This is a genomic window from Streptomyces alanosinicus (assembly GCF_014650595.1).
Classification (GTDB): domain Bacteria; phylum Actinomycetota; class Actinomycetes; order Streptomycetales; family Streptomycetaceae; genus Streptomyces; species Streptomyces alanosinicus.
In genome coordinates this window covers 16730-40427 of the sequence record NZ_BMVG01000056.1, presented here as the reverse complement: position 1 = coordinate 40427, position 23698 = coordinate 16730, and the positions used below count along the sequence as shown (strand labels likewise).

The 23698-nt window shown below is 73.5% G+C and carries 1 protein-coding gene; it reads right to left on the bottom strand.

Annotation, left to right across the window (positions count from 1 at the left end; translation table 11 throughout):
* Positions 1-23442, bottom strand: a 23442-nt coding sequence (locus IE277_RS42900; RefSeq protein WP_229882452.1) for a type I polyketide synthase, incomplete at its 3' end; no start/stop codon positions are given.
* Between the last annotated feature and the right edge of the window lie 256 nt (positions 23443-23698).

Here is a 23698-nt window from a genome sequence, read left to right as displayed (position 1 = left end):
ACACGCCGTGTCCACCGTCACCGCCGGGCCTTCCAGGCCGAGGGTGTACGACACGCGGCCGGAGACGATGCTCGCCGCGTTGCCGGTGCCGAGGTGGCCGCCGACGTCCTCGCCGGAGGCGACGAGGAGCGGGGTGTAGTCGTTGCCGTTGGTGCCGGCGAAGACGCCGGTCCGGGAGCCGCGCAGCGTCGTCGGGTCGATCCCGGCACGCTCGAACGCCTCCCACGCCAGCTCCAGCAGCAGCCGCTGCTGCGGATCCATCGCCAGCGCCTCACGCGGCGATATCCCGAAGAAGGCCGCGTCGAACTCGGCCATGTCCCGCAGGAATCCGCCTTCGCGGGCGGTGCAGGTGCCGGGGTTGTCGGGGTCGGGGTGGTAGAGGTTGTCGACGTCCCAGCCACGGTCGGCCGGGAACGCGGCGATGGCGTCGGTGCCGTCGGCGAGCAGTCGCCAGTAGTCCTCGGGGGTGTCGGCCCCGCCGGGGAAGCGGCAGCTCATCGCGGTGATGACGATCGGGTCGTCGGCGCTGGCGGCGGACGCGCCGGCGGGCCGCGTGGTGGCGGGCAGGCGGTCGCCGACGTCGGACGTCGTGCCGAGTTCGCCGAGTTCGCCGAGCAGCATCCGGGCCAGTTCGGCGCAGTTCGGGTAGTCGAAGACCAGCGTGGCCGGCAGCCGCAGTCCGGTGATCTTGTTCATGCCGTTGCGGAGTTCGACGGCGCTGAGCGAGTCGAAGCCGAGGTCGCTGAAGGCGCGGGTCGGCTCGACGGCCTCGGGCCCGGGGTAGCCGAGGACGGTGGCGACGTAGCCGCGGACGACGTCGAGGGCGGCGTCGGCCCGTTCGTCGGCGGCGAGTCCGGCCAGGTGGCGGCGCAGCGCGGGCCGGTCGCCGTCGGCACCGTCGCCGCCGAACGTGTCCCCGGCGGCCTGGCCGGAGGCGGTGCCGCGGGCCGGGGCGAGGCCGCGCTGGGCGTCGGGCAGGTCGCGCAGCAGGGCGCTGGGCCGGGAGCCGGTGAAGGCGGGCACGAAGCGTTCCCAGCCGATGTCGGTGACGGCGAGGTAGGTCTCGCCGTGGTCGAGTGCCTGCTGGAGGGCCTGGCAGGCCAGTTCGGGCTGCATGTCGTAGACGCCGTAGCGGCGCAGGCGTTCGCCGACCGCGCCGTCGCCCATGCCGCCGTCGGCCCAGTGGCCCCAGGCGACGGCGGTGGCGGGCAGACCGAGGGAGCGGCGCTGCTGGGCGAGGGCGTCCAGGAAGGCGTTGCCGGGGGCGTAGTTGCCGAGGCCGGGTCCGCTGATGGTGCCGGACGTCGAGGAGAACAGGACGAAGGCGGACAGGTCGCGGTCTGCGGTCAGTTCGTGCAGGTTGACCGCGGCGGTGGCCTTGGTGCGCAGCACCGGGTGCATACGGCCGGGGTCGAGGGCGTCGATGACGCCGTCGTCGAGGGAGCCGGCGATGTGCAGCACGGCATCGAGCGGGTGTTCCTCGGGGACCGAGTCGATCAGCTCGCGCAGGGCGTCGCGGTCGGCGACGTCGCAGGCGGCGAGGGTGACGCGGCCGGCGCCGAGTTCGGTCAGCTCCGCCGTCAGTTCGGCGGCGCCGGGCGCGTCGGCGCCGCGGCGGCTGGTGAGCAGCAGGTGCTCGGCGCCGAGGGAGGCGAGCCGGCGGGCGATGTGTCCGCCGACCGCGCCGGTGCCGCCGGTGATCAGGACGGTGCCGCGTGGGCGCCAGCTCTCGCCGGGCGGGGTGGCGCCGGCGAGCGGGGCGCGCAGCAGACGGCGGCCGTAGGTGCCGGAGGCGCGTAGGGCGGTCTGGTCCTCGCCGTCGGGCCGGGCGAGCAGGGCGCACAGCCGGTCGCCCGCCCGGCGGTCGAGGGCGTCGGGCAGGTCGATCAGACCGCCCCAGCGGTCGGAGTGTTCGAGGGCGGCGACCCGGCCGAGGCCCCAGACGAGGGCCTGCGGCGCGCTGAGGACGGTCTCCGAGGCGGTGACGGCGACGGCACCGCGGGTGGCGCACCACAGGGGTGCGTCGATGCCGAGGTCGCCGAGGGCTTGGAGAAGGGTGAGCGTGCCGGCGAGGCCGGCGGGCACCGACGGGTGTTCGGGGTGCGGCCTCTCGTCGAGGGCGAGGAGCGACAGCACGCCGCCGAGGCCGGCCGGTTCCAGGGCGGGCGCGCCGTCCGTGGCGGCGAGCGCGGCGGTCAGCAGGCCGGCCAGGCCCGCGCGGTCGGTGTCGGGGCTGCCGCCGTCGACGGACACGACCCGAACGGTGACACCGCGGTCGGCCAGTGCCTCCCGGGTGGCGTCCGCCAGGCGGTGACCGGCGACGGGTGCGACGAGGAGCCAGGTGCCGGACGGGGGTGCGGCCGCGGTGTCCTGGGTGAGCGGGGTCCAGCCGACGGTGTAGCGCCAGTTGTCGACGGTGGACTGCTCCTTGCTGCTGCGCCGCCAGGCGGACAGCGCGGGCAGCACCTCGTGCAGGGGTGCGTCATCGCCGAGGTCGAGGGTGGCGGTGAGGGATGCGAGGTCCTCTTCCTCCACCGTCTGCCAGAAGCGGCTCTCCACCTCGTCGGAGACCTCTGCGCCATCCTCGGCGACGGGGTCCGCGTCCCGCAGCTCGGGCCAGAACCTCAGCCGTTGGAAGGCGTACGTCGGCAGTTCGACGCGGCGGGCGCCGGTACCGGCGAAGACGCTGTGCCAGTCGACGGTGACGCCCTGGGCGTGGGCCTCGGCGAGGGAGGTCAGGAAGCGGTCCAGGCCGCCCCGGTCGCGGCGCAGGGTGCCGAGTACGACGGCGTCGGCGGCGGCGTCCTCGATGGTCTCGCGGAGGCCGAAGGCGACGACGGGGTGCGGTCCGACCTCGATGAACGCGCGGTGGCCGGCGGCCAGCAGGCCTCGGACGGCGTCCTCGAAGCGGACGGTCTCCCTCAGGTTGGTGTACCAGTAAGCGGCGTCCAGGGTCGTGTCGTCGTCCTGCCAGTCGCCGGTCACAGAGGAACGGAAGGGGATCGCGGCGGGCGTCGGCCGCAGGTCGGCGAGAGCGTCGAGGACCTGCTCGCGGATGGGTTCGACGTGGCCGGAGTGGCTGCCGTAGTCCACGGCGACCTTGCGGGCCTGGACGCCGTCCCCGGTCAGTTCGGCGAACAGCGCGTCCAAGGCGTCGGCGGCGCCGGAGACGACGACCGAGCCGGGGCCGTTGACGGCGGCCACGGCGAGCCGGTCGCCGTACGGCTCCAGGCGGGTGCGCACCTCGTCGGCGGGGAGCGGGACCGACATCATGCCGCCGTCCCCGGCGATGGCGGTGATGGCCTTGCTGCGCAGGGCGGCGACGCGGGCACCGTCCGCCAGCGACAGGGCACCGGCGACGACGGCAGCGGCGATCTCGCCCTGGCTGTGGCCCACCACGGCGGCGGGTTCGATGCCGTACGAGCGCCACAGGTGGGCGAGGGAGACCATGACGGCCCACAGGACGGGCTGGACGACGTCCACCCGGTCGAGGTCGGGGGCGTCCGGGCCGCCCCGCAGGGCCGCGGTCAGCGACCAGTCGACGTACGGCGCGAGCGCCTGCTCGCACTCGGCGATCCGTTGGGCGAACTCCGGTGCCGTGTCGAGGAGTTCACGGCCCATGCCGGCCCACTGGGCACCCTGGCCGGGGAAGACCAGCACGGGTCCGGTGCCGCGCCGGTCGACGCCGCGGACGACGTCGCTGACCATGCGGTCCTCGGCGAGGTCGCGCAGCCCGTCCGCCAGGCCGTCGTGGTCGGCGGCGAGCACGACCGCACGCTGCTCGAACGCGGTGCGGGTGGTGGCCATCGACAGGCCGAGGTCGGACAGATCGAGGCCGGGGTGGTCACGCAGATGGGCAAGGAGCCGGCCGGCCTGGGCGCGCAGCCCGTCGGAGGTGCGGGCGGAGACGGGGACGGGCACGAGCGGCAGCGACGCCAGGGTGTCGGCGGGGGTGTCCACGAGGGTGTCGGCGGCCTGCCCGGCCGCGTCGTCGTGTGCCGTGCCGTTCGGTGCCGTCTCGTTCCGTGCCGCGTCGTCGGGGGCCTGTTCGATGACGACGTGCGCGTTGGTGCCGCTCATGCCGAACGAGGAGACGCCTGCGCGGCGCGGTCGGCCGGTCTCGGGCCACGGCACCGGATCGTTGAGCAGGCGTACGGTGCCCGCGGACCAGTCGACCTCGGGGGTCGGGGCGTCGGCGTACAGCGTGGCCGGCAGCACACCGTTGCGAAGGGCCATGACCATCTTGATGACGCCGCCGACACCGGCCGCCGCCTGGGAGTGACCGATGTTGGACTTCAGCGAGCCCAGCCACAGCGGACGGTCCTCGGGCCGGTCCTGGCCGTAGACGGCGATCAGCGCCTGGGCCTCGATCGGGTCGCCCAGCGTCGTGCCGGTGCCGTGCGCCTCGACGGCGTCGACGTCGGCGGGGGTGAGCCCGCCGCCGGCCAGCGCGGCGCGGATGACCCGCTGCTGCGAGGGGCCGTTGGGGGCGGTCAGGCCGTTGGAGGCGCCGTCCTGGTTGAGGGCGCTGCCCTGGACGACGGCGAGGACGGGATGTCCGTTGCGGCGGGCGTCGGACAGCCTCTCGACGACGATCATGCCGACGCCCTCGGCCCAGCTCGCTCCGTCGGCGTCCGCGGAGAACGGCTTGCAGCGGCCGTCCTCGGCGAGCGCCCGCTGCCTGCTGAACTCGATGAGCGAGCCCGGCGTCGACATGACGGTGACACCGCCGGCCAGCGCCAGGTCGCACTCGCCCTGCCGCAGCGCCTGCACCGCGAGGTGCAGGGCCACCAGGGACGAGGAGCAGGCGGTGTCGACGGACAGCGCCGGGCCCTCCAGTCCCAGGGCGTAGGCGATACGTCCGGACAGGACGCTCGGTGAGTTGCCGGTGCCGATGTAGCCCTCGAAGCTGTCCTTGGCGGCGCCGAGGATGCCGATGTAGTCCTGGTAGGTGACGCCGGCGAAGACACCGGTGAGGCTGCCGCGCTGGGACGCCGGGTCGATGCCCGCCCGCTCCAGCGCCTCCCACGAGGTCTCCAGCAGCAGCCGCTGCTGCGGGTCCATCGCCATCGCCTCGCGCGGGGAGATGCCGAAGAAGCCGGGGTCGAAGTGGCTGGCGTTGTGCAGGAACCCGCCCTCGCGGGCGTAGCAGGTACCCGGGTGGTCCGGGTCCGGATGGTAGAGCTTGGCGAGGTCCCAGCCTCGGTCTGCCGGGAGCGGGGAGATGCCGTCGCCGCGGTTCGCGACCAGGTCCCACAGTTCCTCGGGGCTGGTGATGCCGCCCGGGTAACGACAGGCCATGCCGACGACCACGATCGGGTCATCGTCGAGCCGGACGCGGGCGGCCACGGGCGCCGCGGAGTCCGGCCGGGCGCCGAACAGTTCCTCGTCGAGGTGCGCGGCGAGCGCGAGTGGCGTCGGGTGGTCGAAGACCAGGGTGGCGGGCAGCAGTACGCCGATGTCGGCGCTGAGCTGGTTGCGCAGCTCGACCGCGGTGATGGAGGCGAAGCCGAGGTCCTTGAAGACTCGGGAGGGCTCCACCTCGTCGAGGTCGACGTAGTCCAGCACGGCGGCCACCTTGCGGCGCACCAGGTCGAGCAGCACCCGCTGCCGCTCGGCCGCGGACCGCCCGGCGAGCCGTGCGAGCAGGCCCGCTTCCTCGCCCGCGGCACCGGAGTCGGCGGCGCGGCGGCGCACCGGCCGTGCCGGGGCGGCGGGACGGGCCAGGTCCGTGGCGTCGCCGACGGTGACAGCTGTGCCCGTACGGTCCGCTGGGGTGTCGGCGTTCGTACGGTCTTGGGCATCAGCGGCGTACGCACGGTCCGGCGCACCGGAGGTGCTCGTACCGTCCCCCGCGGTCGCGGTGGCGGCGGCCGGGGCGGGCGCGCCGGAGGCGGGCCGCAGCCGCAGCGACTCGACGGCGAGGACCGGTTGTCCGGAGGCGTCGGCGGCCCGGAGCGTCACCGCGTCCTCGGCGCACCGGGTCAGCCGGACGCGCAGCGTGCCCGCGCCGTCGGCGAGGAGCGTGGCGCGCTGCCATGCGAACAGGAGCAGCCCGTCGCCGAGCCCCTCCGGCAGACCGAGGCCCAGCGGGTGCAGCGCCGCGTCCAGCAGGGCCGGGTGCACGCCGAAGCGCCGCGCCTGCTCGCGCGTCTCCTCACCGAGTGCGACTTCGGCGTACACGTCGTCGCCGTGCCGCCATACGGCGGTGAGCGCGCGGAAGGCGGGGCCGTACTCCAGACCGGCGTCGGCCGCCAGCCGTTCGTACAGGTCTCCGATCTCGACCGGTTCGGCACCGGTCGGCGGCCAGACGGCGAAGTCGGCCTCCCAGCCGGCCTGGGCGTCCCGCCGCGTGGCCGTGGTTCCGGCGGGCGCGAGCAGACCGCCCGCGTGGCGGGTCCACGGGGCCTCGTCGAGCTGGGTGTCGTCGGAACGTGAGTAGACGGCGAGGGCACGGGTGCCGCGGGCGTCCGGTTCCTCGATGCGGACCTGGAGCCGGACCGCGCCGCGTTCGGGCACCGTCAGGGGCGCCTCCAGGGTGAGTTCGCGCACCTCGTCGCAGCCGACCTGGTCGCCCGCGTGGACGGCGAGTTCCAGGAACGCGGTGCTGGGGACGACGGCGGCCCCGGCGAGCCGGTGCTCCGCCAGCCACGGGTGCGAGCGCAGCGACAGCCGTCCGGTCAGGACGACCGCGTCGCTGCCCGCGACCGGCATCGCGGCGGCGAGCAGCGGATGGCCGGTGGCGGCGAGGCCCAGCGCGGAGGCGTCGCCGGTCCCGGCGGGCACGTCGAGCCAGTAGCGCCTGCGCTGGAAGGCGTAGGTGGGCAGGGCGATCCGCGCGGCGCCGGTCAGCGACGGCAGGGGTGCCGTCCAGTCCACGTCGACGCCCCGCGTGAACAGGGCGGACACGGCCGCGAGCAGGGTCCGCGGCTCGGGGCGGTCCGGTCGCAGCACGGGCACCTGGAGGCCGTCCGTCGTGGGCAGGCACGACTGGGCGAGGGTGGTCAGGGTGCTGTCGGGGCCGAGTTCGAGGAAACGGGTGACGTTCTGGTCGGCGAGGGTGCGGACGCCGTCGGCGAAGCGGACCGCGTCCCGCACGTGCCGCACCCAGTAGTCCGGGGAGGTGACCTCCTCGGCGGTGACGGGTGCGCCGGTGACGTCGGAGATGACGGGGATGCCCGGCGCCGCGTAGGTGATGCTCTCGGCGACGGTGCGGAAGTCGGCGAGCATCGGTTCCATCAGCGGGGAGTGGAAGGCATGGCTGACCCGCAGCCGCCGGGTCCGCTTGCCCATCGCTTCGACGGCGGCGGCGATCTCGCCCACGGCGTCCTCGGTGCCGGAGACCACCACGGACAACGGTCCGTTGACGGCGGCGACACCGACCTCGGTCTCCCGGCCCGCCAGCAGCGGCAGCACGTCGTCCTCGGACGCCTGGAGCGACACCATCGCCCCGCCAGCCGGGAGCGCCTGCATCAGCCGGCCGCGCGCCGCCACCAGACGGCAGGCGTCCGCCAGCGACCACACTCCAGCGACCTGCGCGGCGGCCAGCTCACCGATGGAGTGGCCGAGGAGCACATCGGGGCGCACGCCCCAGGACTCCAGCAGCCGGAACAGGGCCACTTCGAGGGCGAACAGGGCGGGCTGGGCGTACTCGGTCCGATTCAGTACGTCGGTCCCGGCACCGAAGACCACCTCCCGCAGCGGGCGCGGCAGTTCGGTGTCCAGGTGCGCGCACACGGCGTCGAAGGCGTCCGCGAAGACCGGGTACGTCTCGTACAACTCCCGTCCCATACCGAGCCGTTGGGAGCCCTGTCCCGCGAACAGGAACGCCGTACGACCGTCCTGGAGCGCCGAGCCGATGACGGCGCCGTCGGCCTGCTCGCCGTCCGCGACGGCCCGGAGTGTGCGCAGCGACTCCTCGCGGTCGGCGCCCCACACCACCGCCCGGTGCTCGAACACCGAGCGGGAGCGCACCAGGGACGCGGCCACCTCGACCGCGGTCGCCTCGGGACGGCCCGTGACGTGGGCGGCCAGCCGCTCGGCCTGCGCACGCAGCGCGGCTCGGCTGCGGCCGGAGACCACCCAGGGCAGCAGCGCGGGCAGGTCCTCGCGGGCACCGGCCTGGGGCTCCTCCGCGGAGGGCGCCGGCTCCGTGAGAGCGGGCTGCTCCGGGGCGGGCTGCTCCAGGACGATGTGCGCGTTGGTGCCGGACACACCGAAGGCCGACACACCGGCCCGCCGCGGACGCCCCTCGGCCTGCGGCCAGTCGGCGTTCTCCGTCAGCAGCCTGACGTCACCGGACGACCAGTCGACGTGGGTGGACGGCCGCTCCGCGTGCAGGGTGCGCGGCAGCATGCCGTGCCGCATCGCCTGCACCATCTTGATGATGCCGGCGACACCCGCGGCGGCCTGGGTGTGGCCGATGTTGGACTTCAACGAGCCGAGCCACAGGGGCCGTTCGCGGTCCTGGCCGTAGGTGGCGAGGAGGGCCTGGGCCTCGATCGGATCACCCAGCGTCGTACCCGTGCCGTGCGCCTCCACCGCGTCCACGTCGGCGGGCGTCAGCCCGGCACCGGCCAGCGCCTGCCGGATCACCCGCTGCTGGGCGGGACCGTTCGGCGCGGTCAGACCGTTACTGGCGCCGTCCTGGTTGACCGCGGAACCGGCCACGACCGCGAGCACCGTGTGTCCGTTGCGGCGGGCATCGGAGAGCCGCTCCACGACGAGCACACCCACGCCCTCGGCCCAGCCGGTGCCGTCGGCCTCGTCGGAGAACGCCTTGCAGCGGCCGTCCGCCGCAAGCCCGCCCTGCGAGCTGAACTCGACGAACGCGCCCGGGTCGGCCAGCACGGTCACGCCCCCGACCAGCGCCAGGTCGCACTCGGCGGACCGCAGCGACTGGGCCGCCAGGTGCAGCGCCACCAGGGAGGACGAGCACGCCGTGTCGACGGTCACCGCGGGGCCCTCGAAGCCGAAGGTGTACGCGACGCGGCCGGAGACCACACTGCCCGCGACCCCCGTCAGCAACTGCCCGCCGAGCCCCTCGGGCACCTCACGGAGTCCGGCACCGTATCCGGAGCTGCCGGCGCCGACGAACACGCCCGTACGGCTGCCGTGCAACGAGTCCGGCCTCATCGCCGCGTGCTCCAGGGCTTCCCAGGACGTCTCCAGCAGCAGCCGCTGCTGCGGGTCGACGGCGAGGGCCTCGCGGGGCGAGATGCCGAAGAAGGCGGGGTCGAACTGCGCGGCGTCGTAGAGGAAGCCTCCGGCACGGGTGTGACTGCGGCTGGTGCCACCGTCCGTGGAACCGTACAGCGCGTCGAGGTCCCAACCGCGGTCGGTGGGGAACTCGTAGATCGCGTCGGTGCCTTCGGTGACCAGTCGCCACAGATCGTCCGGGCCCTCGACCCGGCCCGGCAGGCGGCAGGCCATGCCGACGATGACGATCGGGTCGTCCGTCGTGACCGTCACGGCCGGGCCGGGCGGCAGCGCGTCCGTTGCGCGGTCGCCGGTGTCGTCGGCGAACAGCTCCTGACGCAGCAGCCGTACGAGGGCCGTCGGCGTCGGGTGGTCGAAGACGAGGGTGCTGGGCAGCTTCAGGCCCGTCTCGGCGGCGAGCCGGTTGCGCAGTTCCACGGCCGTCAGTGAGTCGAAGCCCAGATCGCGGAAGGACCGCGTGGCCTCCACCGCCCCGGCGTCGGCATGGCCGAGCGTCGCTGCGGCTCCGGCCAGCACCAACTCCAGCAGTGCGCGGTCGCGTTCAGCCGCGGGCAGCTCGCCGAGCCGGTGGCGCAACGCCGAGCCGGCCGACGCGCCGGCGAGGGAGTCCGAGGTGGTGGTGAGGGCCGCGCGTGCTTCGGGCAGATCGGCGAGCAGTGCGCTCGGGCGGACACTGGTGTACGCGGGGGTGAACCGCGCCCAGTCCACATCCGCCACGACCACCACCGCGTCCGCATCCGACGCCGCGAGACCCAGAGCGCGTACCGCCCGGTCCGGATCCAACGCCGGCAGACCCCGCCGCCGCAACGCCTCGACCGCCTCCGCACCGGCCGCCATACCACTCCCGGCCCACGGACCCCACGCCACCGACGCCCCCGCCAGCCCCCGCGCCCGACGCACCTCCACCAACCCGTCCAGGAACGCATTGGCCGCCGCATAACCGGCCTGACCACCACTGCCCCACACCCCGGCAATGGAAGAAAACACCACGAACGCATCCAGCACACGATCACCCAGCACCGCATCCAGATGCACCGCACCCGCGACCTTGCCCGCCCACACCGCGGCCAGATCCTCCGGCGCCATCTGCTCCAACGGCAGATTCACCACCGCACCCGCCGCATGCACCACCGCATCCACCGGATACCGGCCCAGGAGTACCTCCACCGCGGCACGGTCGGCGACATCACAGGCCTCGACGCTCACCTCCACCCCGGCAGCGGCCAGCTCATCCCGCAACTCCACCGCACCCGGAGCCTCCAGACCCCGACGACTGACCAGCACCAGACGCCCGGCACCCTCCGCAGCCGCCCACCGCGCCACCCGAGCACCCAACGCACCCGTACCACCCGTGATCAACACAGTGCCCCGCGGACGCCAACCGGCCTCCCCGACCCTGCCCTCACCCGGGATCACCCGCACGAGCCGACGCCCGAACACACCCGACGCCCGCACCGCAACCTGATCCTCATCCCCGACACCAGCCAACACGGCCGCCAGCGCGTTCCCGGCGGTGCCCGCCAAGGCAGCCGGGAGGTCGACCAGGCCGCCCCATCGGCCGGGTGCCTCGAGGGCGGCCACACGGCCGAGCCCCCAGACGGCGTTCCCGGCCGGATCGATGGCTGCGTCCGACCGCCCGACCGTCACCGCTCCCCGGGTCAGCACCCACAGCGGGGCCGTCACACCGGCATCGGCGAGGGCCTGTACCAGCGCCACCGAACCCGACACGCCCACCGGCACGCCGTCCTCGGACACATCACCGGAGGGGGCGAGCAGTGACACCACGCCCTCCACGGGCGCCGTACCCTCCAGCCGCGCGGCGAGCTGCGCACGATCCGCACACGGGTCGCAGGTCAACCATTCGACGTCCGCGCTCGCCGCCGTGAGGGCCTCCCGTACCGAAACGGCCCAGGCGTCGGCCTCAAGCCCTTCCGGTACGACAGCCAGCCAACGGCCGGACAGGGTCGCCTCGCGCGGGATGCCGGCCACCGGCGCCCACTGCACCCGGTACCGGTAACCGTCCATCTCGGTCTGTTCCAGGCTCTGTCGCCGCCAGGAGGTCAGAGCGGGCAACACCGCGCCCACGACCTCCTCCTCCAGCTCCAGCGCACCGGCCAGCGCCTCCAGATCCTCACGCTCGACGGCCTCCCAGAAACGGGCGTCGATCTCACCACCGGTGTTCGTCACCGGCTCCGGACTCGCGACGGCCGGCCAATACGTCGCGTGCTGGAAGGCATACGTCGGCAGTTCTGTGATCCCCACGACGCTGTCACCGAACAACGGCACCCAGTCGACGGCACCGCCGGACACGAAGACGCCGGCCAACGCGGACAGAACCGACCTCGCCTCGGGCCGGTCCTTGCGCAGAGCGGCGACGAGAACGGGCGGGTCACGGTCCACCCTGCTCTCACCGTCCAGGACAGCCTGCGCGAGCGCGGTGAGCGTGCCGTCGGGGCCGAGTTCGAGGAAGCGGCGAACGCCGTCCTGCCCGTCCAACGTGCGTACGGCGTCGGCGAAGCGCACCGTCGCGCGGACATGCTCCACCCAGTGGTCGGGCGAGGTCAGCTCCTCCGCGGTGATCGCCTCACCGGTGACGGTCGAGACGATCGGCAGCGCCGGCTGTTCATAGGACAGGCTCTCGGCCACCTTGCGGAAGTCGCCGAGCATCGGTTCCATCAGCGGGGAGTGGAAGGCATGGCTGACCCGCAGCGACGTAACCTTCCGGTCCTGGCTGCGGAAGCGGTCCGCGATTTCCTCGACGGCCTCGGCAGCGCCCGAGATCACCACCGACCGAGGGCCGTTGACGGCGGCGATGCCCACCCGGTCGCCGAGCAGAGGCAGCACCTCCTCCTCGGCGGCCTGCAGCGCCACCATCGCCCCACCCGCAGGGAGCGCCTGCATCAACCGGCCACGCGCCGCCACCAGACGGCAGGCGTCCGCCAGCGACCACACCCCCGCCACATGCGCCGCCGCGATCTCACCAATGGAGTGACCGGCCAGCACATCGGGGCGCACACCCCAGGACTCCAGCAGCCGGAACAGCGCCACCTCCAGCGCGAACAGAGCGGGCTGGGCGTACTCCGTACGGTTCAACCGCTCCGCGTCCGTACCGAACACCACCTCCCGCAGCGGCAGCTCCAGTTCCGGATCCAGGTGAGCGCACACCGCGTCGAAGGCATCCGCGAAGACCGGGTACTCCTCGTACAACTCCCGACCCATACCAAGGCGTTGCGAGCCCTGACCGGCGAACAGGAACGCCGTGCGGCCCCCTTCACCCACCGCACCGGTCACCGCGCCGGCAGCCGACTCACCCGCCGCCACCGCCTCAAGCCCGCGCAGCAACTCCGCACGATCGGCGCCCCACACCACCGCCCGGTGCTCGAACACCGACCGGGAACGCACCAAAGAGCCGGCGATCTCCACAACGCCCAGCGCCTCGGAGCCGCTCACGAACTCGGCCAACCGACCGGCCTGCGCCCGCAAAGCGGCCCCGCTGCGCCCCGACACCACCCACGGCACCAGAGACGGCGCAGGCACGCCCCCGAGGGCAACGGGAGCCTCCTCGGAGACCGGCTGCTCCAGGATGACGTGAGCGTTGGTGCCGGAAACACCGAACGCCGACACACCGGCCCGCCGCACACGCCCCGCCTCGGGCCACTCCCGCTCCTCGGCCAGCAGTTCCACTGCCCCGGCCGACCAGTCCACGTGCGACGACGGCTCATCCACATGAAGCGTGCGCGGCAGGGTCCCGTGCTGCATCGCCAGCACCATCTTGATCACACCCGCCACACCCGCAGCCGCCTGCGTGTGCCCGATGTTCGACTTCACCGACCCCAGCCACAACGGCCGCTCACGACCCTGCCCGTAGGCGGCCAACAGCGCCTGCGCCTCGATCGGATCACCCAGCGCCGTACCCGTACCATGCGCCTCCACCGCATCCACATCCCGCGGCGACAACCCCGCACCCGCCAACGCAGCCCGGATCACCCGCTGCTGCGACGGACCATTCGGCGCCGTCAGACCATTGGACGCACCGTCCTGATTGACCGCACTGCCACGGACCACGGCAAGTACCCGGTGCCCGTGAAGCCGCGCATCCGACAACCGCTCCACCACCACCACACCGACACCCTCACCCCATCCAGTCCCGTCAGCTCCGTCCGCGAACGCCTTGCACCGGCCGTCCGCCGCCAGCCCCCGCTGCCGCGAGAACTCCACAAACGCACCCGGCGTCGACATCACCGTCACACCACCGGCCAACGCCAGATCACACTCACCCCCACGCAACGCCTGCGCCGCCAGATGCAACGCCACCAACGACGACGAACACGCCGTGTCCACCGTCACCGCCGGACCCTCCAGGCCCAGCACATACGACACCCGGCCCGACAACACACTCGCCGCGTTGCCCGTGCCCACATGCCCCTCGAAGTCCTCACCCGAGGCCAGCAGCACACCCGCGTAGTCCTGACCGTTCGTCCCCGCGAACACACCCGTCCGACTGCCCCGCAACCCACCCGGCGCGACACCCGCCCGCTCCAACGCCTCCCACGACGTCTCCAGCAACAACCGCTGCTGCGGATCCGTCGCCAACGCCTCCCGCGGACTCATCCCGAAGAAACCCGCATCAAAACGACCCACACCGTCGAGGAAGGCACCTACGTCCACGTAACTCGTGCCCCGCCGTTCGGAGTCGGGGTCGTACAGGGCGGTGAGGTCCCAGCCGCGGTCGGCCGGGAACCCGCCCACGGCGTCCTCGCCCTCCGACAGCAGGCGCCACAGACTCTCCGGATCCCGCACACCACCGGGGAACCGGCAGGCCATCCCGACGATCACCACCGGATCGTCCTCCAGACCGGCACCCGCGGAGCCCATCACCACGGGCTCCGCCCCGGCCACGTCACCCAGCAACTGCTCCCGCAGATACCGCGCCAGCGACACCGGCGTCGGATAGTCGAACACCACCGTCGCGGTGAGTGCGACGCCGGTCGCCATGGCGAGAGTGCCGCGGAGTTCGACCGCGGTGAGGGAGTCGACGCCCAGGTCGCGGAAGGCCCGTTCGGCCGGTACGGCGGACGCGCCGGCGTAGCCGAGGACGCCCGCCGCGCACAGGCGGACCACTTCGAGGAGGACGCGTTCCTGTTCGGCGGGGGTGAGTCCGGTGAGCTGGTCACGCAGGCCGGAGCCGTCGCCGCGGCCGAACCGCTCGGAGGCGGCTCCGGCGCCTTCGACGGCCGCTCGCGCCTCGGGCAGCGACTCGATCAGCGGGCTCGGACGCGTCATGGTGAAGGGCGGTGCGAATTCGCCCCAGTGGATGTCCGAGACCATGACAGCCGGCCGGGCTGAGCCGACCACGCGTTGCAGGGCCAGTACGCCGAGAGCGGGCTGGAGCGGCAGGACACCGCCGCGATGCATGCGCCAGGCCACGACTTCTTCGTCGGCCATGCCGCCGTCGGCCCAGGGACCCCACGCGATCGAGGTGGCGGGCAGCCCCGCCGCCCGGCGCCGCTCGGCCAGAGCGTCCAGGAAGGCGTTGGCCGCCGCGTAGTTGCCCTGGCCGGAGGTGCCGAGGGTGCCGGAGAGGGAGGAGAAGAGGACGAAGGCGTCCAGATCGCGGTCGCGGGTGAGCTCGTCCAGATGCAGCGCACCCAGCGCCTTCGCCCGCAACACCGTCGCGAACCGCTCCGGCGTCAACGCATCGATCACACCGTCATCCAGCACACCCGCCGTGTGCACCACCGCATCCACCGGATGCTCCGCCAACAACCCAGCGAGCACCGCACGATCCGCCACATCACACGCAACAACCGTCACCCGCACCCCGGACGCCGACAACTCCTCCCGCAACTCCCGCGCACCCGGAGCCTCCAGACCCCGACGACTGGTCAGCACCAGATGACCGGCACCCTCCCCAGCCGCCCACCGCGCCACCCGAGCACCCAGGGCCCCAGTGCCACCCGTGACCAGCACCGTCCCCCGCGGACACCAACCACCCTCCGCCCCGCCAGTCGAAACACGATCCAACCGGCGCCCGAAAGCTCCCGACGCCCGCAGCGCGATCTGGTCCTCCGTGCCGTCGCCGAGGAGAACGCCCATGAGGCGGGTGGTGGCGCGGCGGTCCAAGACCTCGGGCAGGTCGATCAGACCACCCCAACGGTCCGGGTACTCCAGCGCCGCCACCCGGCCCAGACCCCACACCGCACCCTGCACCGGATCGGCCGGACCGTCCGAACGACCCACCGACACACCACCACGCGTCAACACCCACACCCGGCCACCCACACCCGCATCACCGAGCGCCTGCAACAGCACGGCAACGGCGGCGGGGCCGAGCGGGAGGCCGTCGGCGTCGGCACCCGCGAGTCCGGCGAAGGCGAGGACGCCGTCGACGGGGTGGCCGGCGGTCGCCTCCCGGAGCCGGTCGGCGAGCGCGGCACGGTCCGTGCGGGCACTGCCGGTGACGTGGACGGTGACGACGCGGTCCGGGCCGCCCAGGGCCGTGGTGAGGGCGGTGACCGTCGGGGCGTCGCCGTCCGGGTCGCCCGGCAGGACCAGCAGCCGGCGGTGGTCGGCGAAGTCCCGTGCGGCGGACGCCGGTTCGGTCGCGGCGGGCTTCCACGCCACCTGGTAGTACAGGGCGTCGACGGCGGTCTGCTGCTGCTGTCGCTTGCGCCAGGAGGCCAGCGCCGGTACGACCGCTCCGATCTGCTCGGCCGCCAGGCCCAGGGTGTGGGTCAGCGCGTCGACGTCCTCGCACTCGACGGCCTCCCAGAAGCGGTCGTCGGCGGTGTCGGCCGCGGTCCGGGCGGATGCCGCGGCCGCGGTTGCGGTGCCGTGGTCGAGCCAGTAGCGCGCGTGCTGGAAGGCGTAGGTCGGCAGCTCCACCGCCCGGGTGGCGGGGGCGGCGCCGAACGCCGGGGACCAGTCGACGTCGACGCCATTGACGTGCAGGTGGGCGAGGGCCGCGTACAGGCTGGGGACTTCGGGACGGTCCTTGCGCAGCGCGGTGACGAGCAGCGGGCCGGGGCCGGCCGCCGGGTCGTCGGAGAGGCAGGCGCGGGCGAGGGCGGTCAGGGTGCCGTCGGCGCCGAGTTCGAGGTAGCGGGTGACGCCCTGCTCCCGCAGGCGGCGTACGTCGTCGGCGAAGCGCACGGGCTGGCGGACGTGGGCGGCCCAGTAGCCGGCCACGCACAGTTCGCCGGGATCGGCCAGGGTGCCGGTGACGTCGGAGACGATCGGGATCTGCGGCCGGTGGTAGGTGAGACTCTCGGCGACGCGCAGGAAGTCCCGGAGCATCGGTTCCATCAGCGGCGAGTGGAAGGCGTGGCTGACCCGGAGCCGGGTGGTGCGGCGGCCGAGGGCCGCGAAGTGTCCGGCGATGTGCGTGACGCCGCCCTCGGTGCCGGAGACCACGACGGACTGCGGCCCGTTGACGGCGGCGATGCCGACCTCGGCCTCCCGGCCGGCCAGCAGCGGCAGCACCTCCTCCTCCGACGTCTGCACCGCGACCATGGCACCGCCCTCGGGCAGCGCCTGCATGAGCCGGCCGCGGGCGGCGACCAGGCGGCAGGCGTCCTCCAGGGACCACACGCCCGCGACGTAGGCCGCCGCCAGTTCGCCGATGGAGTGCCCGGCGAGCACGTCGGGGCGAAGCCCCCAGGACTCCAGCAGCCGGAACAGCGCCACCTCGAAGGCGAACAGGGCGGGCTGGGTGAACTCGGTGCGGTTCAGAGCCTTTTCATCGGCTTCATCGTCGCCGAACACGATCTGGCGCAGCGACCGGCCGAGTTCGTTGTCCAAATGGGCGCAGACGGCGTCGAACGCCTCCGCGAACACCCCGAACGTCTCGTACAGTTCGCGGCCCATGCCGAGCCGCTGGGACCCCTGGCCCGCGAAGAGGAACGCCAGGCCGCCCTCGGAGTCGGCGGTGCCCACGGCAGCGGCGGGTGAGGGTTCGCCTCGGCCGACGGCCTTCAGAGCGGCGATGAGGTCGTCGCGGTCCTCGCCCACGACGGCGGCGCGGTGCTCGAAGGCAGTCCGGGAGGTGGCGAGTGCGTGCCCCACCACGGTGGGGCTGAGCTCCGGGTGGGCCTCGATGTGTCCGGCCAGCCGTGCGGCCTGCGCTCGCAGTGCCTCGTCGCTGCGACCGGAGACCAGCCAGGGCACGATGGCCGCGGGGGGCTGCGGAGCGGGTGGCGGCTCGGGGGCGTCGGCGGGGAGCGGCTCCTCCAGGACGACGTGCGCGTTGGTACCGCTGAGCCCGAAGGCGGACACGGCGGCACGGCGCGGCCGGTCCTCCTCCCTCGGCCAGTCCCGCTCGTCCGTCAACAGCTCCACGGCACCGGCCGACCAGTCCACGTGCGACGACGGCTCATCCACATGAAGCGTGCGCGGCAGGGTCCCGTGCTGCATCGCCAGCACCATCTTGATCACACCCGCCACACCCGCAGCCGCCTGCGTGTGCCCGATGTTCGACTTCACCGACCCCAGCCACAACGGCCGCTCACGACCCTGCCCGTAAGCGGCCAACAGCGCCTGCGCCTCGATCGGATCACCCAGCGCCGTACCCGTACCATGCGCCTCCACCGCATCCACATCCTGCGGCGACAACCCCGCACCCGCCAACGCAGCCCGGATCACCCGCTGCTGCGACGGACCATTCGGCGCCGTCAGACCATTGGACGCACCATCCTGATTGACCGCACTGCCCCGCACCACCGCGAGCACCCGATGCCCGTTACGCCGAGCATCCGACAACCGCTCCACCAGCAGCATGCCCACACCCTCGGCCCACCCCGTACCGTCCGCACCCTCCGCGAACGCCTTGCACCGACCGTCCACCGCCAGCCCCCGCTGCCGCGAGAACTCCACAAACACACCCGGCGTCGACATCACCGTCACACCACCGGCCAACGCCAGATCACACTCACCCCCACGCAACGCCTGCGCCGCCAGATGCAACGCCACCAACGACGACGAACACGCCGTGTCGAGGGTGATCGCGGGGCCCTCCAGTCCGAGCGCGTACGACACCCGGCCGGACGCCAGGCTCGCCGCGCTGCCGGTGAGCAGATGGCCGCGTACGTCGTCCGGGACCTCGGTGGACGTGGCGCCGTAGCCCTGGTGGCCGCAGCCGACGAACAGGCCGGTGCGGCTGCCGCGCAGGGAGCGCGGGTCCAGGCCGGCCCGCTCGATGGTCTCCCAGGAGACCTCCAGCAGCAGCCGCTGCTGCGGGTCGATGGCGACTGCCTCGCGCGGCGAGATGCCGAAGAACGCGGCGTCGAAGGCGTCTGCGTCGGACAGGAAGCCGCCCTCGTCGACGTAACTGGTGCCGGGGCGCAGCGCATCGGGGTCATAGAGGGCGTCGAGGTCCCAGCCGCGGTCGGCCGGGAAGGAGGTGATGGCGTCGCCGCCTTGGGCCAGGAGGTCCCACAGCTCCTCGGGCGAGGTGATCCGGCCGGGGAGCCGGCAGGCCATGGCGACAATGGCGATCGGTTCGTCGTCGGCACCGCCGCTGCCGCCCGCCGGGACCAGGTCCGCACCGGTGGCACGATGCCCGCCCTGCAGGGTGCCGTCGTCGAGCTCGTGCACCAGGTGGCCGGCGAGGGCCAGGGGCGTCGGGTGGTCGAAGACGAGGGTCGTCGGCAGGGTGAGGCCGGTGGCGGTGGCCAGCAGGTTGCGCAGTTCCACGGCGGTGAGCGAGTCGAAGCCGCAGTCCTGGAAGGCGCGGGTCGGCTGGATGCTCTCCGGTGTCGGATGGCCGAGTGCGGTGGCCGCGCTGTGGCGCACCAGCTTGAGCAGCAGCTGCCGGCGCTCGATGGCACCCAGCGGGGCGAGTTCGGCGCGCAGCCCGCCGCCGTGCCCGGCCGTGGTGTCTTCGGTCGCCGCCAAGCCAGGGGCGGCCTCCGGGATACGGCTGAGCAGCGCGCCGCCCGGCAGGCCTCGCCGTCCGGCGGCGATCCTGGCCCAGTCGACGTCGGAGACCAGCGCCCAGGTGTCGTCGTGGGCGAGGAGGCCACCGAGAGCGGTGAGCGCCGGCTCGACCTCCATCGGGGTCAGGCCGCCGCGCCGCAGCCGGGTCAGTACGACGGGATCGTCGGCCATGCCGCCACCCGCCCACGGTCCCCAGGCGATGGACGTCGCCGGGAGTCCGGCGGCGCGCCGCTGCCGGGCGAGGGCGTCGAGGAAGGCGTTGCCGGCGGCGTAGCCGGCCTGGCCCGCGGAACCGAGCGCACCGGCGATGGACGAGAACAGGACGAACGCCGTGAGCGGTGTCTCCAGGTTCCGGGTGGCCTCGTCCAGGTTGGCGGCGGCGCGCAGCTTGGCGCGCAGGACGGTGGCGTAGCGCTCGGGGTCCATCGCGGTGAGCGGCGCGTCGTCGAGGGCGCCCGCGACGTGCAGCACCATGGTCAGCGGCCGGTCGGCCGGGACGGTGGCGAGCAGGGCGTCGAGGGCGGTCCGGTCGGCGGGGTCGCAGGCGGCGACGGTGACGTGGGCGCCCGCCTCCTCCAGTTCGCGGCGCAGTTCGTCGGCGCCGGGGGTGTCCGGGCCGCGGCGGCTGACGAGCAGCAGGTGCTCGGCGCCCTCCCGGGCCAGGCGGCGCGCCACATGGGCGCCGATGGTGCCGGTGCCGCCGGTGATCAACGTCGTTCCGGTGAGCCGCAGTTCGGGACGGTGCTCGTCGCGGTCGCGGGCGATATGGGTCAGCCTGCGACCGAAGACGGCGGAGTCCCGTACCGCCAGTTCGTTCTCGTCCCCGGGCTCGGCGACGAGCGCCACCAGCCGGGCGAGCGCCCGCTGGTCCGGCCGCTCCGGCAGGTCGACGAGGCCCGCCCACAGGTCGGAGTGCTCGACGGCCACGGTCCGGCCGAAACCCCAGGTGGTGGCCTGCACCGGCCGGGTCAGCCGGTCGGCGGCACCGACGGACACCGCCGACTGTGTGACCGCCCACAGCCGTGCCGTGGTGCCGGTCTCGGCCAGGGCCTGCACCAGCAGCGTGTTGAGGTGCAGCCCCAGGGGTACGTCGGCGTGGGCGGGGTGGGGCGCCTCGGTGAGGGCGAGCAGCGACAGCAGCCGGACCGTGCCGCCGCGGTGTGCCGCGGCCTCGGTGAGCGCTGCCGCGACCTGGGCGCGGTCCGCGTCGGCGGCCACCGGGAGGGGGTTCGCGTCCGCCCCGGCGGCGGTGAACGCCTCCGCCACGGCTGCGGCCGTTGCGGTGGTGTCCGGGTCGCTCGGGCAGAAGGGCACCAGCCAGACCCCTGCCGGTGCAGCCGTCGGGGACGGCAGGGGTGTCCAGGTCTCCCGGTACTGCCAGGACTCGGCTGTGGCACGCCGCATACTGTCGTGGTGCCAGGCCGTGAGGGCGGGGAGCACGGGTGCCAGCACATCCGGGTCGAGTGCCAGCCGCTCGGCCAGATCCCGGACGTCGCCCTTGCGGACGGCGGACCAGAACGCCGAGTCGACGGCCTGCGTCTGACCGCCCTCGGGGTCGGACGCCGCGTCGGCCAGCCAGTACCGGGCGCGCTGGAAGGCATAGGTGGGCAGTTCGACGTTCCGCGCGCCGGGGAACAGCGCGGACCAGTCCGGGCTGTGCCCGTGCACATGCAGGGCGCCCACGGCACCGAGCAGGCTGCCCGGCTCCGCACCGTCCTTGCGCAGCGCGGGCACCACCACGTGCTGCGGGACATCCGCCTCGGGATCGTCCTGCGCCGCGAGCAGGACCGCCTGGGCCAGGGCGGAGAGGGTGCCGTCCGGGCCGAGTTCGAGGTAGCGGGTGACGTTCTGGTCGGCGAGGGTGTGGACGGCGTCGGCGTACCGAACGGTGCGGCGGACGTGCTGCACCCAGTAGTCCGGCGACATCAACTCGTCGGCGGTGGCCTCCTCGCCGGTCACCGTGGAGACCAGGGGCAACCTCGGCCGCTCGTACGACAACTCCTGCGCCACCGCACGGAAGTCCGCCAGCATCGGCTCCATCAGCGGGGAGTGGAAGGCATGGCTCACCCGCAGAGCCGTGGTCTTGCGGCCCTCGGCACGGAAATGCGCGGCCACCTCCTCCACGGCATCCGCCGCACCCGCCACGACCACAGACTGCGGGCCGTTCACCGCGGCCACGCCCACCCGGTCGCCGAGCAACGGCAGCAGCTCGCCCTCCGTCGCCTGCACCGCGACCATCGCACCGCCGGACGGGAGCGCCTGCATCAACCGGCCCCGCGCCACCACCAGACGGCAGGCGTCCGCCAGCGACCACACCCCCGCCACATGCGCCGCCGCGATCTCACCTATCGAGTGCCCGGCCAGCACGTCCGGACGCACACCCCACGACTCCAGCAGCCGGAACAACGCCACCTCGAGCGCGAACAGGGCGGGCTGCGCGAACTCCGTCCGGTTCAGGCGATCGGCGCCCTCACCGAAGACCACCTCCCGCAGGCTGAACGGGAGTTCCGCATCCACCGCGTCGAAGGCGGCGGCGAAGACCGGATACGTCTCGTACAACTCCCGGCCCATACCCAGCCGTTGAGAACCCTGCCCGGCGAACAGGAACGCCGTCCGCCCCCGTACCGCCGCACCCCGCACCACCCGCGCGTCCGCCTCACCGGACGCCAACGCCGCAAGACCCGACCGCAGTTCCTCAAGATCGGAACCCACGACCACCGCACGGTCCTCGAACACCGACCGCGCCACACCGAGCGAGAACCCCACATCAGCCGCAGAACCGGCCCGATCGGCCACGCCCTCCCGCAGCCGAGCCGCCTGCGCCCGCAGCGCCCCCTCCCCCCGCGCCGACACCGGCCACACCACGACCCCGCCACCACCGGCACCCGACGCGGCAGACTCCTCCTGCAGCTCAGCCTCTTCGAGGATCACATGCGCATTCGTGCCGCTGACCCCGAAAGCGGAGACGCCGGCACGGCGCCGATGGTCGTCGTCCCCGTGCGGCCATTCCTGACCCTCCGTCAGAAGCCGTACCTCACCCGCCGTCCACTCGACGTGGGTCGACGGGGCATCGACGTGCAGGGTGCGCGGCAGCAGACCGTGCCGCATCGCCATGACCATCTTTATGACACCACCGACCCCGGCGGCGGCCTGGGTGTGCCCGATGTTCGACTTCAACGAGCCCAGCCACAACGGCCGTTCACGGTCTCGCCCGTACGTGGCGAGCAGTGCCTGCGCCTCGATCGGGTCGCCCAGCGTGGTCCCCGTACCGTGCGCCTCCACCGCGTCCACGTCCGCCGCCGACAACCCGGCACTCGCCAGCGCCGCCCGGATCACCCGCTGCTGCGAGGGACCGTTCGGTGCCGTCAGGCCGCTGCTGGCGCCGTCCTGGTTGACCGCGCTGCCTCGGATCACGGCCAGCACGCGATGGCCGTTGCGGCGCGCGTCCGACAGCCGCTCCAGCAACAGCAGACCCGCGCCCTCACCCCACCCGGTACCGTCCGCGGCGTCCGCGAAGGACTTGCAGCGGCCGTCGGGGGAGAGTCCGCGCTGGCGGCTGAACTCGGTGAAGGTGACCGGGGTGGACATCACCGCGACCCCGCCCGCCAGCGCCAGCGAGCACTCCCCCGCCCGCAGGGCCCGGCAGGCCAGGTGCAGGGCGACCAGGGAGGACGAGCACGCGGTGTCGACCGTGACCGCGGGGCCCTCCAGGCCCAGGGTATAGGCGATGCGCCCGGAGGCGATGCTGCCCGCGCTGCCGTTGCCGATGAACCCCTCCAGGCCGGGCGGCGGTACGTCGAACCGGGAGCCGTAGTCGTTGTACATGACACCGACGAAGACGCCGGTGGGGCTGGAGCGCAGGGTGCTCGGGTCGAGCCCGGCCCGCTCCAGGGCCTCCCAGGAGATCTGCAGCAGGATCCGCTGCTGCGGATCTGTGCCGAGGGCCTCGCGCGGCGACATGCCGAAGAAGTCGGGGTCGAAGTCGGCGGCGTCGTGCAGGAAGCCGCCCTCGCGGGTGTAGCAGGTGCCCGGGTGCTCGGGATCCGGGTGGTACAGGGAGTCGACGTCCCAGCCGCGGTCCTCCGGGAAGGGGGTGATGGCGTCGGTGCCGTCGGCGACGAGCCGCCACAGGTCCTCGGGGGTGCGTACGTCGCCCGGGTAGCGGCAGGCCATGGAGACGATCGCGATCGGCTCGCGGTCCTTGGCCTCCAGCTCGCGCAGGCGGGTGGTGGTGCGGTGCAGGTCGGTCGTGACCCGCTTCAGGTAGTCCCGCAGGCGGTCTTCGCTCACAGCTCGGCCCCCTGGCTCGGGTCGCGCACCTCGGCGGACATGACCGGCGGCAGGCCCGCTGCGCTCGGAACGGTAGACGACACCGGATCTCCTCAGGCTCGGACGCCCACGCGCTCGGCATGGCTCCTCTGACACCTCGAACCCGGCCCAGTCTGGGGCGCCCGCCGCCGTCCATGGCCGCTTGACCTCCGACTCTGAAAAATCCCCTAGTTGCCCCAGGCGCCGGGCGCATGGCGCCCGGCACCGGCAAATCCCT